Annotated in this window: 16 protein-coding genes; 8 read left to right on the top strand and 8 right to left on the bottom strand. The window is 68.9% G+C overall.

Features of this window, described 5'->3' with window-relative positions; translation table 11 throughout:
• The first annotated feature begins 3 nt into the window (after nucleotides 1–3).
• Nucleotides 4–675 carry a phosphate signaling complex protein PhoU gene (phoU, locus tag ACWEPG_RS26245; RefSeq protein ID WP_450115165.1) on the top strand — a complete coding sequence of 224 codons (672 nt, stop codon included), beginning with the start codon at nucleotides 4–6 and terminating at the stop codon, nucleotides 673–675.
• Nucleotides 676–768: 93 nt separating this feature from the next.
• Nucleotides 769–1,743 carry an endonuclease/exonuclease/phosphatase family protein gene (locus ACWEPG_RS26240; protein WP_450115166.1) on the top strand — a complete coding sequence of 325 codons (975 nt, stop codon included), beginning with the start codon at nucleotides 769–771 and terminating at the stop codon, nucleotides 1,741–1,743.
• Between the two features lie 35 nt (nucleotides 1,744–1,778).
• Here the strand turns inward: ACWEPG_RS26240 and ACWEPG_RS26235 are convergent, their stop codons facing one another.
• From ACWEPG_RS26235 to ACWEPG_RS26200, 8 genes are all read right to left on the bottom strand, one after another.
• Complete coding sequence (locus tag ACWEPG_RS26235) at nucleotides 1,779–2,945, bottom strand: serine hydrolase domain-containing protein (protein WP_450115167.1); 1,167 nt, start codon at nucleotides 2,943–2,945, stop codon at nucleotides 1,779–1,781.
• A 187-nt stretch (nucleotides 2,946–3,132) separates the two neighbouring features.
• A complete protein-coding gene (gene pstB, locus ACWEPG_RS26230; RefSeq protein WP_450115334.1) occupies nucleotides 3,133–3,909 on the bottom strand; it encodes a phosphate ABC transporter ATP-binding protein PstB in 777 nt (258 codons plus the stop codon).
• Nucleotides 3,910–3,957: 48 nt separating this feature from the next.
• Complete coding sequence (gene pstA / locus ACWEPG_RS26225) at nucleotides 3,958–4,860, bottom strand: phosphate ABC transporter permease PstA (RefSeq protein ID WP_450115335.1); 903 nt, start codon at nucleotides 4,858–4,860, stop codon at nucleotides 3,958–3,960.
• Between the two features lies 1 nt (nucleotide 4,861).
• Nucleotides 4,862–5,911: a phosphate ABC transporter permease subunit PstC gene (gene pstC, locus ACWEPG_RS26220; RefSeq protein ID WP_450115336.1), complete on the bottom strand. Its 1,050-nt coding sequence runs from the start codon at nucleotides 5,909–5,911 to the stop codon at nucleotides 4,862–4,864.
• A gap of 55 nt (nucleotides 5,912–5,966) precedes the next feature.
• A complete protein-coding gene (gene pstS / locus ACWEPG_RS26215; RefSeq protein WP_450115337.1) occupies nucleotides 5,967–7,091 on the bottom strand; it encodes a phosphate ABC transporter substrate-binding protein PstS in 1,125 nt (374 codons plus the stop codon).
• 182 nt (nucleotides 7,092–7,273) lie between these two features.
• The gene (locus ACWEPG_RS26210; RefSeq protein WP_452595712.1) at nucleotides 7,274–7,999 is read right to left on the bottom strand and encodes a lysophospholipid acyltransferase family protein; all 726 of its coding nucleotides are present in this window, start codon (nucleotides 7,997–7,999) and stop codon (nucleotides 7,274–7,276) included.
• 2 nt (nucleotides 8,000–8,001) lie between these two features.
• On the bottom strand, nucleotides 8,002–8,916 hold the full coding sequence (gene mshD / locus ACWEPG_RS26205) for a mycothiol synthase (protein ID WP_452595711.1): 915 nt from the start codon (nucleotides 8,914–8,916) through the stop codon (nucleotides 8,002–8,004).
• Entirely contained in the window at nucleotides 8,917–9,681 is a 765-nt protein-coding gene (locus tag ACWEPG_RS26200) for a winged helix-turn-helix transcriptional regulator (RefSeq protein WP_450115340.1), read from the bottom strand.
• 149 nt (nucleotides 9,682–9,830) lie between these two features.
• On the opposite strand from ACWEPG_RS26200, the gene ACWEPG_RS26195 reads away from it, so the two are divergent.
• The 6 genes from ACWEPG_RS26195 to ACWEPG_RS26170 all read left to right on the top strand — a co-directional run bounded on the left by ACWEPG_RS26195 (nucleotide 9,831) and on the right by ACWEPG_RS26170 (nucleotide 13,938).
• On the top strand, nucleotides 9,831–10,610 hold the full coding sequence (locus ACWEPG_RS26195) for an LmeA family phospholipid-binding protein (protein ID WP_450115341.1): 780 nt from the start codon (nucleotides 9,831–9,833) through the stop codon (nucleotides 10,608–10,610).
• A complete protein-coding gene (locus tag ACWEPG_RS26190) occupies nucleotides 10,607–11,086 on the top strand; it encodes a thioredoxin family protein (RefSeq protein ID WP_452595710.1) in 480 nt (159 codons plus the stop codon). Before ACWEPG_RS26195 ends, ACWEPG_RS26190 begins: the two co-directional genes overlap by 4 nt.
• Nucleotides 11,087–11,299: 213 nt before the next feature.
• Nucleotides 11,300–11,791 (top strand): DUF4395 domain-containing protein, encoded by a 492-nt coding sequence (locus tag ACWEPG_RS26185; protein WP_452595709.1) that lies wholly within the window; start codon nucleotides 11,300–11,302, stop codon nucleotides 11,789–11,791.
• A gap of 46 nt (nucleotides 11,792–11,837) precedes the next feature.
• Entirely contained in the window at nucleotides 11,838–12,671 is an 834-nt protein-coding gene (locus ACWEPG_RS26180) for a sulfurtransferase (RefSeq protein WP_450115344.1), read from the top strand.
• Between the two features lie 5 nt (nucleotides 12,672–12,676).
• Complete coding sequence (locus ACWEPG_RS26175) at nucleotides 12,677–12,982, top strand: DUF1416 domain-containing protein (protein WP_450115345.1); 306 nt, start codon at nucleotides 12,677–12,679, stop codon at nucleotides 12,980–12,982.
• Between the two features lie 314 nt (nucleotides 12,983–13,296).
• Nucleotides 13,297–13,938, top strand: coding sequence for an FABP family protein (locus ACWEPG_RS26170; protein WP_450115404.1), 642 nt, complete (start codon nucleotides 13,297–13,299; stop codon nucleotides 13,936–13,938).
• The last annotated feature ends 161 nt before the right edge of the window (nucleotides 13,939–14,099 follow it).

Below are 14,099 nucleotides of genomic sequence, written 5' to 3'. Positions count from 1 at the left end.
CTCATGCGCGTGGCTTACAACGAACAGATGACCGAACTTGCCGACCTGCTCGGCGAGATGGCGGGTCTCGCGGGGACGGCGATGGAGAAGGCGACCCGGTCGCTGCTGCAGGCCGACCTGTCGCTCGCCGAGGAGGTCATCAGTGACCACGACCAGATCACCGAACTGAGCGTCGTCTGCGAGGAGCGGGCGTTCGCCCTGCTCGCGCTGCAGGCGCCGGTGGCCGGTGACCTGCGGCAGGTGGTCAGCGGAATCCAGATCGTCGCGGACATCGATCGGATGGGCGCTCTCGCGCTGCACGTCGCGAAGATCGCGCGCCGCCGCCATCCGAACCACGTCCTCCCGGAGGAGGTCAACGGGTACTTCGCGGAGATGGGGCGGCTCGCGGTCGCGCTCGGCGCCGCCGCCAAGGAGGTGCTCGAGACGCACGATCCCGAACGCGCCGCCAAACTCCAGGAGGAGGACGACGCGATGGACGACCTGCACCGGCACCTGTTCAGCGTTCTGATGGACCGCGAATGGAAGCACGGGGTCGCCGCCGCCGTCGACGTCACCCTCCTCGGCCGGTTCTACGAACGCTTCGCCGACCACGCCGTCGAGGTCGCGCGCCGGGTCATCTTCCTCGTCACCGGCAAGATGCCCTCCGAGCCCGAGGACACCGGCGAACTGTCCTGATCCCACCGACCCCCGAACGCGGGCGGTTGCCGGGCCCCGCTCTCGAGCGTCGGCGCCGGCAACCGCCCTTTCGCGTTCCGGCATGATCGTGTCGTGAACCATCGCCGGACCGCCGGAGTGTTCGCCGCAGTCTGCGGCCTGTACGGCGCCGCGGCGCTGGCGGCGGCCGTGCTTCGGGTGGAGAACCGGTTCCTGGTCCTGCTCGCCGGGTGGCTGCCGGTGATGCTGATCGTGGCAATGGTCGGCGCGACGGTCGCCGCCCTCGCGCGGCAGTGGCTCGTCCAGATCGGCTGCCTGGTCGTCTGCGCGCTCGGGGTGTGGCTGCTCGCCCCGCTCTACGTCGGCGACGACTCCGGAGACAGCGCGACCGGGCCGTCACTGCGAGTTCTGCAGGCCAATGTCAAACTGGGACAGGCTGATCCGGTTCATGTGGCGGACCTGGTCCGGGAGCGTGACGTGGACGTGGTGACCATGCAGGAACTGACCGACGAGGGCATCACCGGACTGCACGCGGTCGGCCTCGACGACCTGCTGCCCCACCGATTCGTGATCTCCTACGGGCCGAACGGGCTCGGCGGTGGAATCTACAGCCGCTTCCCGCTGTCGAACACGCGGATCCTCGACGGGTACCTGTCGGCGAACCTCGCTGCGGACCTGAATGTCGGTCTACGAGAACCCGTGGCGCTGTTCGCCGTTCATCCCGCACCCGCGTACCTGTTCCCGGCATGGATGTGGGCGGCCGAGTTGCGCGGCCTCGGTGCCGAGTTCGCGGCCGCCGCGGCACGGGACAACGTCGTCGCGAGCGGCGACTACAACGCGAGCTACAGCCAGCGCCAGTACCGGGACCTGCTCACCGACGGCTTCGCCGACGCCGCCGACCAGGTGGGCGCCGGACTGCTGCCCACGATGCCGGCGCACCGGTGGTATCCGGCGGTCACCGGCATCGACCGGATCGTCACGAAGGGCGCGACCGTGACGCACCTCGAACGCGTCGATCTCCCCGGCTCCGACCACCACGGACTGATCGCCGACATCGCTCTGGTCGACACTGCTGCGGCGAGCCGCTGAACTTCGCTGCGGCGAACCACTGGGCACGCCGCGTGTCACGGCAGCGCGGCCTGCAGTCCCGCGAACACTCCCGGGGCGGGGTACACCTGCTTGCCGTCGACCTCGTACGTGTCATCGCTGTTCGTCAGCACGATGATCGTGGTGTCGGAGTCGTAGTTGTGGAACAGGACGCTGTTGTATCCGGGGATGTCGCCGTCGTGGCCCCACCATCCGTTGCGGTCGCCTATGCCGATGCCGTACCCGGTGCTCGCCGTGTTCGGCGGGATGTCGTGGATGATCGAGGCCCGCCGCAGTTGCTGGGTCGCCGGGTCCAGGATCCCGTTGCCGGTGAACAGCGCGTGGCCCCACTTCTCCAGGTCGGCGAGCGTGGAGATGACGGCACCGGCGGTGAACGCGAACGACGGGTTCCAGTGCGTCGAGTCGACCGTCTGGCCGGGGGCCTGATTCTGATTGGTGAGTCCGTCCAGGTGCGGGTCACCTATGTCGGTCGATCCCCCGGGGAACGAGGTGTCGGACATCCCGAGCGGTTCGAACAGCCGATTCTCGAACACCTCGCCGATCGGCAGACCGAGGATCTGCTCGATCACCATGCCGAGCAGGACGTAGTTGGTGTTCGAGTACTCCCACCCCTGGCCGGGCGCGAAATCCGCGGGCATCGGCTTGACGGCGTCGGTGAGTTCACCGGGCGGCCAGGCGTACTGCGGGTCGGCGAAGAACTTCTCGACCACCGGCTTCGATTCCGTGTAATTGGGGATGCCGCTGGTCATGTCGGCGAGTTGGCGCAGAGTCGCGACATCCCCATTCGGCATCCCCGGAACGTACTTGCCGATCGTGTCGTCGAGGGAGAGCTTGCCCTCCTCCATCAGTTGCAGCAGCACCGTCGCGGTCATCGTCTTGGTCAGGGAACCGATCCGCGTCTTGTCCGAGGGTGTCAGCCCGCCGGTCTTCCCGGCGCCGACGGTCCCGGAGGTGCCGGTCCAGGTGCCTTCGGGCGAGCTGACCTGGGCGATGACGCCGGGGAATCCGGCTTGTGCCCGGGTCTCGTCGAGGACGTGCTGGAACGTCGTCGTCGTCGCGGCGGCGAAGGTCGCTGTCGAGGTCGTGGAGACCGCCGACTCGCTCGACGACGAGCATCCGCTCGCGGCAAGGGAAATGGCGAGTGCCGCGGTGAGCGCGGGCACGATCCGGAATCGAGAACTCATGGCACCTCGATCGACTGGTGGCGGGTGACGGCGTGGTGGCTCGCGCCAGTCGACCACACGCGAGCCCAACCCGCGCGTCGACACTCCACGACCCGAGCGCCACGGAACTCGGGACGCACCCTCTTCCCGCGAACGAAACGGCGCCCCGTCCACACGCTGTGTGGACGGGGCGCCGTCGAGTGTGCGGCTATCCGAAGCGGCCCGAGATGTAGTCCTCGGTGGCCTTCTGGGACGGGTTGGAGAAGATCTTCTCGGTGTCGTCGATCTCGATGAGCCGTCCCGGCTTGCCGGTGGCCTCGAGGTTGAAGAAGGCGGTCTGGTCGCTGACACGCGCGGCCTGCTGCATGTTGTGCGTGACGATCACAATGGTGAAGTCCTGCTTCAGTTCGGTGATCAGGTCCTCGATCGCCAGTGTGGAGATCGGGTCCAGGGCCGAGCAGGGCTCGTCCATCAGCAACACGTCGGGCGAAACCGCAATGGCGCGGGCGATGCACAGTCGCTGCTGCTGACCGCCGGACAGCCCACCGCCGGGCTTGTCGAGCCGGTCCTTGACCTCGTTCCACAGGTTCGCGCCGCGCAGCGACTTCTCGGCGACCTCGTCGAGCTCCTTCTTGTTCCGCACGCCCTGCAACTTCAGGCCGGCGACCACGTTGTCGCGAATGGACATGGTCGGGAACGGGTTCGGACGCTGGAACACCATGCCGATGGTCTTGCGGACGCCGACCGGGTCGACCTGGGAACCGTAGATGTCCTCGCCGTCGAGCAGGATCGCGCCCTCGACGCGGGCGCCGGGCGTCACCTCGTGCATGCGGTTGATGGACCGCAGCACCGTCGACTTGCCACAGCCGGACGGGCCGATGAACGCGGTCACGCTGCGCGGGTGCACCGACAGGCCGACGTCCGCGACGGCGTGGAACTTGCCGTAGTAGATGTTGACGTCCTTGAGATCAAGACGCTTGGCCATGGTGGCTCCCTTGCGTGGTGGTGACTCGAATGTCTGGAATCTGCGGGGTCACTTGCGGACCCGCGACAGGTGGCCGATCAGCTTCGCGACGATGTTGAGCACCGCGATGAGCAGGATCAGGGTGAGGGCGGCGCCCCAGATCCGGTTGGAGCCGGCCTCGGTGGGGTTGTTCATCTCCGCGACCATCACACCGGGCAGCGAGCCCATCTCGCCGTTGAACAGGTCGAAGTTGATGAAGGACGCGTAGCCGACCAGGATCAGCAGCGGCGCCGTCTCACCGAGCACGCGGGCCAGGGCCAGCATGACACCGGTGATGATGCCGGGCAGGGCGGTCGGGACGACGATCCGCATGATCGTCTTCCACTTCGGCACGCCCAGCGCGTAGGACGCCTCGCGCAGGTCCTGCGGCACGATCCGCAGCATCTCCTCGGTGCTGCGGATCACGACCGGCACCATCAGCAGCACCAGCGCGAGCGAGACCGCGAACGCCGACTTCGGGAAGCCGAAGGTCGCGATCCACAGCGCGAAGATGAACAGGGCCGCCACGATCGACGGCACACCGGACAGGATGTCGACCATGAAGGTGGTGACCTTGCCGAGCTTCGAACGCCCCGCGTACTCGACGAGGTAGATGGCGACGAACAGGCCCAGCGGGATGGAGATGACCGCGCACACCAGTCCCTGCAGGATGGTGCCGATCAGCGCGTGATAGATGCCGCCGCCCGGTGACGACGCGGACAATCCGTTGAGCGAGTTCGTGAACCAGGTCGGGCTGGTGATCGCCGCGAAGCCCTTCTGGATGACGGTGAACAGCACCCACACCAGCGGCACCAGGGCGAGCAGCACCGACCCGGTCACGAGCACCCGCGCGACGAGGTCGCTGGTGCGGCGGCGCGCGCTGACGCCCTGGAATGTCGGGGCCTTGACCGGCCGGTCCATGGTGGTCGTCATGTCAGTCCTTCTTCCCGGCGACCGCGGCGCGGGCCGCGGCGTTGACCACGAAGGTCAGCACGAACAGCACCAGACCGGCGGCGATGTAGGCGCCCGCCTGGATGTCGTTGTTGAACTCGGCGTACCCGAGGGCGATCTTCGAGGCGATCGTCGCCCCACCGTCGAACAGCGACCACGTGGCGGCGGCGGAGGTGGTGCGCAGGATCATGTACAGCGCCATCGTCTCGCCGAGCGCCCGGCCGAGGCCGAGCATCGAGCCGCTGATGTATCCGGACTTGCCGAACGGCAGGACCGCCGTCTTGACGACCTCCCACTTGGTGGCGCCGAGGGCCAGGGCCGCCTCGACGTGCGAGACCGGCGTCTGGTTGAACACCTCCCGGGTGACGGCGGTGATCATCGGCAGGATCATCACCGCGAGCACGATGCCCGCGGTGAAGATCGTGCCGCCACCCTGGATGGACCCCGACCCGTCGCCGAACAGCGGGATCCACGCGAGGTGCTCGTTCAGCCACATCGCCAGCGGCCGGATCGCCGGGGCGAAGATCAGCAGACCCCACAGGCCGTAGACGATCGACGGCACCGCGGCCAGCAGGTCGATCACGTACGCGAGCGGCCGCGCCAGCCGCGGCGGTGCGTACTGGGTGAGGAAGATCGCGATACCCAGCGCGACCGGCATTGCGAGCACCAGGGCGAACAGCGACACCAGCACGGTGACCTGGAGCAGGTCCAGGACACCGAATGCCAGGTGGTTGATGTCCGTCGTCACCCACGAGCGGCTGGTGAGGAAGTTGACCTCGTTGCGGGAGAGCGCGGGGACCGCCCGCCAGATCAGGAAGATCCCGATCGCGCCGATCAGCACCGAGATGAAGACCGCCGAACCCTTCGCCAGGGTGGTGAAGATCCGGTCGCCCGGACGGACCACCGCCTTGCCGGGGGTGGCGGACTGGGTGCGAATCGGTGCCTCCGGTGCTCCGAGCGGACCACCCGTCCCGGCCCCGGGTTCACCGGAGCCGGGTGCGGAAGGCGCCGACTGGGTTGGCGCGTCGCTCATCTGCGCTCGCATTCTGTTAGGTCCGAATATAGAGCGGTGCCGCGGTGGACCGCACTCAGCCGATCGCGGCGATCGAGGCGTTCAGCTTGTCCTGCACCGTGCCCGGCAGCGTCACGTAGCCCTGCTCGGAGAGTCCGGCCTGGCCCTCGTTCGCGGCGCTGGTCAGGAACGACTTCACCGCGGCGGAGGTGTCCGCGTCGTAGCCCTTGGAGCAGACGATCGAGTAGGTCGCGAGCACGATCGGGTACGCGCCGGCTTCGGAGGTGCCGAAGATCGAGTTCAGGTCGAGCGTCAGGTCGCCGACGCCCTCGGTCTTGAACTTCGCGCCCTCGATGGCCTTGCCCGCGGTCGCCTCGGTCAGCTCGACGGCACCGGCGCCGGAGTCGATCTTCGCGATGGCCAGCTTGTTCTGGTCGGCGAACGACTTCTCGACGTAGGTGATCGAGCCCGGTGCGCCGGCGACGGCCTGCGAGACGCCCGCCGACCCCTTCGCGCCCTCACCCACGCCGCCGACGAAGTCGGAGCCGGCGCCCTTGGTCCACACGCCCTTCGAGGCGGCGGTCAGGTACTGCTGGAAGTTGTCGGTGGTGCCGGAGGAGTCCGAACGCACCACCGGGGTGACCTTCTGGTCCGGCAGGGTGACGCCGGGGTTGAGCGCCGCGATCGCCGGGTCGTTCCAGTTGGTGATCGCGCCGGTGAAGATCTTCGCCAGCACCTCGCCGTTCAGGGTCAAGCCCTCGACGCCGTCGAGGTTGTAGGCGATCGCGACCGGGCCGAACACCAGCGGCAGGTTCCACGCGTCGTTGGCGGCGCACCGCTGATTCGCGGCGGCGGCCTGCTCGCCCTTGATCGCCGAGTCCGAACCGGCGAAGTCGATCTGCTTCGCGATGAACTGGGTGCGCCCGTCGCCGGAACCCGTCGGGTTGTACGCGATCTTGACGTCCTTGCCCTTGTCCTTGCACACCGCGATGTAGGTGGCGATGAAGTTGTCCATCGCGTTCTTCTGCGCGGAGGAGCCCGCCGCGGACAGCGACTCCTTGCCCTCGCAGGTCGCGCTCGACGCGGCGCTGTTGACGGTGGTGCCGGACGACGAGGAGTTGTCGTCGCTGCCGCAGGCGGCCAGGGTCACGGCACCGACCGCCACCACACCGAGCACGGCAGCATTGCGCTTGAAGTTCACGCTGTTCCCTCCGGGAGACTCTCAAGTCCGGGCAGCACCGCGCCGCCCTGCCGTGAAAGGTAGGGGCGAGGAATGGACAGCCGGTCCCATGAGGGTGAACGGAAAATGAACAGGTGCGCGCGACCGGGTCACGCGTACGTGATCTCCACCACCAGCGGGGTGTCGGTCGTGGACGGCCGGGTCTATCCGGCCTTCGACTCCGGTTCCCGGAAGCCGCGGACGATGTCCGCGTCGGCGGGCGCGTTCTTCAGGCTGGCGGCGTAGACGTCCACGTACTCCTGCCCGGACATCTTCATCAGCTCGTACATGATCTCGTCGGTGACGGTCCGCTCCACCCACCGGTTGCCGGCCATGCCCTCGAACCGGGAGAAGTCCAGCGGCTTGCCGAACTTGACCTGCACCCGGCGGCGACGCCACCGGAACGGGCCGGGCGGGCAGATCTCGTCGGTGCCGATCACCGCGACCGGAATCACCGGGACCCCGGTGGTCAACGCGATCCTGGCCGCACCGGTCTTGCCCTTGTACAGCCGGCCGTCGGGCGAACGGGTGCCCTCGGGGAACAGCCCGACCAGCTTGCCCTCGTCGAGGAGCCGGCGCGCCGTCGTGAGCGCCGCGTTCGCGGCGTCCGCACCGCTGCGGTCGATCGGCACCTGACCGGCGCCGGAGTAGAACGCCTTCTGCAGCGCACCCTTGAAACCGGGGGTGGTGAAGTACTCGCTCTTGGCGAGGTAGGTGATGCGCCGCGGGGACGACAGCGGCGTGAACAACCAGTCCGCGATCGACAGGTGGTTGCCCGCCAGAATTGCCGGCCCGGACACCGGGATGTTCTCCACCCCTTCGACCTTCGGTCGGTTGTAGAAGCGAATGAAAGGCCCGACGAACACGTACTTCAGCAGCCAGTAGAACATTCTTACCCTTCGCCCCCCGCGTATGCGACGTCGACGTGATACCGCTCGAACGCGAGACGGTCGTAGGTGTGCAGCGCGGACTCGTTGTCCGCCTCGGTGTACAGCAGCACCGCGCCGAGCCCGCGGTCCCGCATGTAGCGCAGTCCGGCGACCGTCAGCAGCCGGCCCAGTCCTCGACCCTGTGCGGCAGGCGCGATCGCAACGACGTACACCTCGCCGATCGCCGGGTCGGTGTCCGTCTCCGCGTGCACCTTCGTCCAGTGGAATCCGAGCATCTCACCGGTCGCGGTGTCCTCGGCCACGAACAGGCCCGCCGGGTCGAACCACGACTCGGCCACCCGCTCGTCGATCTCCCGCTGCGTCCACGAGCCCTGCTCGGGATGCCAGTCGAACGCGGCCGCGTTGACGCGCAGCAGTTCGGGGTCGTCGCTCGCGCCGGCGTAGGTGCGCAGGATGACGCCGTCCGGCACCGGCACCTCGGGCAGCGCGGGAGCGTCGAGACGGCGGCGCAGCTGCAGCAGCTCCCGCGCCGGGGTCAGTCCCAGCCGGGCCGCCACGGCGCGCGCGGCGGGCAGGTCTCCGTGGGCCCAGACGCGGGTGCCGGGACCACCACGGCGCAGGGCCGCCGACACCAGTTCGCGGCCGATGCCGCGGCCGCGATGCTCGGGATGGACGGCGGCCTCGACCATCGCCGGGTGCTCGCCGTGCGCGGGCTCCAGGCCGGCATATCCGACGACGGTGCCGTCGACCGTCCACAGCAGGTGTTCGGAGTCGGACCGCCCGGACAGCCGGTGCACCGCCTGTTCCGAGAGCGGCTCGGTCCCGTCGGCCGCGGTCGCCCGCGTCAGCAGGGCACGGATCTGGAGTTCCTGTTCCTCACTCAGCAGCGTGGACTCGCCCAACCCCGCGTCGGTCATCTAGAGGGCCGAACCGTTGGTGGTGGTGAGCGCGGTGTCGTCCGGGTCGTCGCCGAGTTCGTCCTCGTCGGGACGCGCCTGCCCCGCTCCGGCCTTGCGGCTGGGCCGCACCGCCTTGTAGCCGACGTTGCGGACGGTGCCGATCAGCGACTCGTACTCGGGGCCGAGCTTGGCGCGCAGCCGTCGCACGTGCACGTCCACGGTCCGGGTGCCGCCGAAGAAGTCGTAGCCCCACACCTCCTGCAGCAGCTGCGCGCGGGTGAAGACCCGACCTGCGTGCTGCGCGAGGTACTTGAGCAGCTCGAATTCCTTGTACGTCAGGTCGAGGGGACGGCCGCGCAGCCGCGCCGTGTAGGTGCCTTCGTCGATCATCAGCTCGCCGAGCGTGATCTTGCCGGTGGACTCCGGGCTCGCGATGCCTCCGCTGCGGCCGACGAGCAGGCGCAGCCGCGCGTCCAGTTCGGCGGGGCCGGTGCCGGGCAGCAGGATGTCGTCCAGTCCCCAGTCGGAGTTCACCGCGACGAGGCCACCCTCGGTGAGCACCGCGACCACCGGGATCGCGGATCCGGTGCTGCCGAGCAGGCGGCACAGTCCGCGCGCGGCGGCCAGGTCGGTTCGGGCGTCGACCAGCGCGACGTCCGCGGAACCGGCGTCGAGCAGCGAGGAGACCTCGGTCGGTGCGGGGCGAACGGTGTGCGCGAGCAGCGCAAGGGATGGCATGACCGACTCCGGATTCGGGTCGGAGGTCAGCAGGAGCAGCTCCACGCAGCCTCCCCTTCTTGCCGTTCAGGTGCCTGAGCACGGCCGACAGTGACGCCAAGTACGCAGTACAGACTAGCGTGCCCCGTGCTGACGTCGCCGCCGCCAGCCCCCACGGGCACGGTCGGAGGATCCCGGTCCGTCACAATGTGTGGGTGCGCAAACTGATTCTCGCCGTGGCGTGCCTGCTGGCCCTGGCCGTGGTCGTCGACTTCGGAGCCGCCGCGTATTCGGAGTTCCGGGTGTCCCGGAGCCTGCGCGAGGGCGCCGGCCTCACCGCCGACCCCGACGTCACGATCACCGGGTTCCCGTTCCTGACGCAGGTGGCGGCCGGCCGCTACCAGCACGTCGAGATCCGGGCCCGGGGCGTGCCGAGCGCCGAACTCGGAGACGTCTCCGTCGAGGCGGACCTGCACGGCGTTCAGGTCGAGGCGGCCGACCTGTTCGGCGGTTCCGTCCGCACCATCCCCGTCGAGCACCTCGACGGACGCGTGAAGATCGAGGCCACCAGCCTCGGCGCCTACCTCGGCATCCCCGACCTCCAGGTGTCGGCTCCCCCCGCCGACCGTTCCGACGGGACCGGCGGCACGGGTGGCTCCGGAATGAGCACCGGCGGCGGCATCGTGCTCACCGGCACCGTGCCCGTGGGGCCGGTGCGCGCGACGGTCAGCGTGACCGCCGACCTCCGCCTCGACGGCGACAACGTCACGATCGTCGCCACGGACCTGTACTTCGGGCCGGAGGGCAACGCCGACTTCACCGTGCCCGGGCCGCTGAAACCGGTGGTGCTCGGCCTGTTCAGCAGGCAGGTCGACGTCCGGCAGCTGCCGTTCGGGGTGCGGCCGACGAAGGTGTACGCGGAGGGGTCGCAGGTCGCGATCGAAGGGTCGGGAGAAAACGTGGTGATCAACCTCGACGAGATGATGGCGCCGTGACCGGGATCGTGGTGCTCGTGGTGGTGCTGGTCGCGGCGGGTGTCGCGGCAGTCGCCCTGAACGCGCGGTCCGGGAAGGTGCGCGCCACCGGGACGTCCGCGGCGCCCACCGACACCCGGCGGGCGCTGCTCGCCGAGGTCGGGGGGCCCGGTGCAGGTCCGACGGTCGTGCACTTCTCCGCCGACTGGTGCGGACCCTGCGCGGCGGTGCGCCGAGTGGTCGCGCAGACCCTCACCGCCCTCGACGGCCGGCTCGAGCCCGGCACGCCGCGGCCGCTCGACCTCGAACTCGACATCGACGAAAACCCCGTCCTGGCACGCGAACTCGGCGTGCTGTCGCTGCCGACGACGTTCATCTTCGACCGTGACGGTGAACAGCGCTTCCGGGTGTCGGGGGTGCCGACCACGGCAGACCTCGAGACCGCGCTGGTCCCCCTGTGCGAACCGAAGGGTTCAAATCCCAGCGAAAACCGGTAAGCTCGCCGACGTGCACACCGCCCAGGAGCTGCTGCTCACCCGACGCCGCGCAGTAGATCTGTGCCGCCTCGGCGGTTGTTGCTGTCCCTGCTGTTGATCCTCACGCTCCCTCGGCTCACCCCGGCCTGACCGGCTCGAGCCCGTGATCGATCCGACATCTCCGTGCCCTGGATTCCAGCTGTCCACGGCGCATGAACGCAGGAGCACCACGTCATGCCCAGCCACACCACGACACCCGTCTCGGCCGGTGTCGCCCCCGACCTGCAGGTCGACGTCCGCGGACCCCGGTTCGCGGCCTGGATCACCACCGCGGTACTGATCGTCGTACTGCTGGTGTCCACCTTCTCCCCGATCGCCGCCGGACTGCTGCTCGCCGTGCAGGCCGTCGTGTTCGCGATCGGGGCCGCCCTCGGGCCGCGCCGCAGCCCGTACGGCCGCCTGTTCGCACAGGTCGTCGCCCCGCGACTGGGGCCGGTCACCGAACGCGAGCCGGTCGCGCCGCTGAAGTTCGCCCAGCTCGTCGGCGGCATCTTCGCGAGCGTCGGCGTCGTCGGCTTCCTCACCGGTCTGCCCCTGCTCGGCACCGTCGCCACCGGGTTCGCGCTGTTCGCGGCCCTGCTCAACGCCGCCGTCGGCTTCTGCCTCGGCTGCCAGATCTACCCGCTCGTGGCCCGCTTCCGCAGGTCGACCCCGATCGCGGCCTAGCCGCACCCCACCCGTTCCACACAGTTCAAGTACCGAAAGGAAACCCATGGCACGCTCCGACGTTCTGGTCTCTGTCGACTGGGCCGAGCAGAACCTCGATGCGCCGAAGACGGTGTTCATCGAGGTCGACGAAGACACCTCGGCGTACGACATCGGCCACATCGAGGGCGCCATCCGCCTCGACTGGCGCAAGGACCTCCAGGACGGGGTCCGTCGCGACTTCCTCGACCGGGAGCAGTTCTCGGCGCTGCTGTCCGCGAAGGGTGTCGCCAACGACGACACCGTGATCCTGTACGGCGGCAACAACAACTGGTTCGCCGCCTACGCGTACTGGTACTTCAAGATCTACGGCCACAAGGACGTCAAGCTCATCGACGGTGGCCGCAAGAAGTGGGAGCTCGACGGCCGCCCGCTGTCGGCCGCCGAGGTCGTCCGCCCGGCCACCGACTACAAGGCCGAGGAGGCCGACACCTCGATCCGCGCCTTCCGCGACGAGGTCATCGGCGCGATCGGGTCGAAGAACCTGGTCGACGTCCGCTCCCCCGACGAGTTCGCCGGCAAGATCCTCGCCCCGGCGCACCTGCCGCAAGAGCAGGCGCAGCAGCGCGGCCACGTCCCCGGTGCCATCAACATCCCGTGGAGCACCACCGCCAACGAGGACGGCACCTTCAAGTCCGACGAGGACCTCACCAAGCTGTACGCCGACAAGGGCTTCGACGACAGCCGCGAGACCATCGCGTACTGCCGCATCGGCGAGCGGTCGAGCCACACCTGGTTCGTGCTGCAGGAGATCCTCGGCAAGCAGAACGTCAAGAACTACGACGGCAGCTGGGTCGAGTACGGCTCGCTCGTCGGTGCACCGATCGAACTGGGAGCGTAAGAATCATGTGTGGAGCACCTGTTCAGGGTCAGACCCTGCCCGCCGGCGTCGACGCGTCGAAGGAGACCGTGATCACCGGCCGCGTGCTGGCCACGGACGGTCAGCCGGTCGGCGGCGCGTTCGTCCGCCTGCTCGACGGCACCGGTGAGTTCACCGCCGAGGTCGTGGCGTCCGGCACCGGCGACTTCCGGTTCTTCGCCGCGCCCGGCACGTGGACCGTGCGGGCCCTGTCGAGCACCGGCAACGGCGACAGCACCATCAGCCCCGAGGCCAACGGCATCCACAACGTGGACATCACCGTCAGCAAGTAGGCACACCCGGCGTCGGCCACCAGTGGCACAGCCGCCATGCACATCGCGGCCCCGCACCTCACGTAGGTGCGGGGCCGCCGTCGTCCGCTGGGCGGTCCGGCGCGACGGCATCCCGCCGTCACCGGTGCCGAGGCCTCCGTCTACACTGTCCTCGTGGTCATCTTCTTCGAGGTGCTGCTGGTTCTCGCAGCCATTCTCATTGCCTGGTTCTCGCTCTACGTCGTGTACCGACTGGTCACCGACAAGTCGTGAACCAGCCCGGCGACGGTGCCGACGACACCGCCGGCCCCCAGGACGAGTCCCCCGCTCCGTCGATCAATCGAGGCAGCGGCGATCGTGCCGTGGCCGACGCGATCGAACGCGCCAAGGACACCGCCGGACTGAACATCCCGGTCCTACCCGGACTGCCGCTGCCCGAGGACACCGCGAACCTGCGACTCGGCCCGGAACTGAACCCGGAGCTGCTCGCGGTGCTGCCGCTGGTCGGCGTGTGGCGCGGTGAGGGCGAGGGGCACGATCCCGAGACCGGCGACTACCCCTTCGGTCAGCAGATTGTCGTGTCCCACGACGGCGGCAACTACCTGCACTGGGAGTCCCAGTCGTGGGTGCTCGACGCCGACGGCAACTACGTCCGGCCGGGTCTGCGCGAGAGCGGATACTGGCGGGTCGGTGGCGACGGCATTCCCGGCAGCGTCGACGAGGAAACCGTCGAACTGCTGCTCACCCACGCATCCGGCGTCGTGGAGTTGTACTACGGCACCGCGCTGACCCAGTCGAGCTGGGAACTCGCCACCGACGTCGTGATCCGCAGCAAGCACGGCGCCGTGGTCGGCGGCGCGAAGCGGCTGTACGGCATCGTCGAAGGCGGCGACCTCGCCTACGTCGAGGAACGTGTCCTCGCCGACGGTGACCTCAAGCCCCACCTCTCCGCGCGCCTGTCCCGCTACATCGGCTGACACCACACGCAGAACGACCCCCGAGCCATGTCCCACGATGGACGCTTGTCGTCGTGGGATCCCGACCGGACTGGGTCGGGGACTCGGGGGCCGGGTGACTGCTGGGATTCGCCGGCCGCGGATGCGGTTGGTGAAACCCTTCAGCATCGTCGGCTAGCGGA

This window comes from Rhodococcus sp. NPDC004095 (genome assembly GCF_053604015.1).
This window is presented reverse-complemented; position numbering and strand designations above follow the sequence as displayed.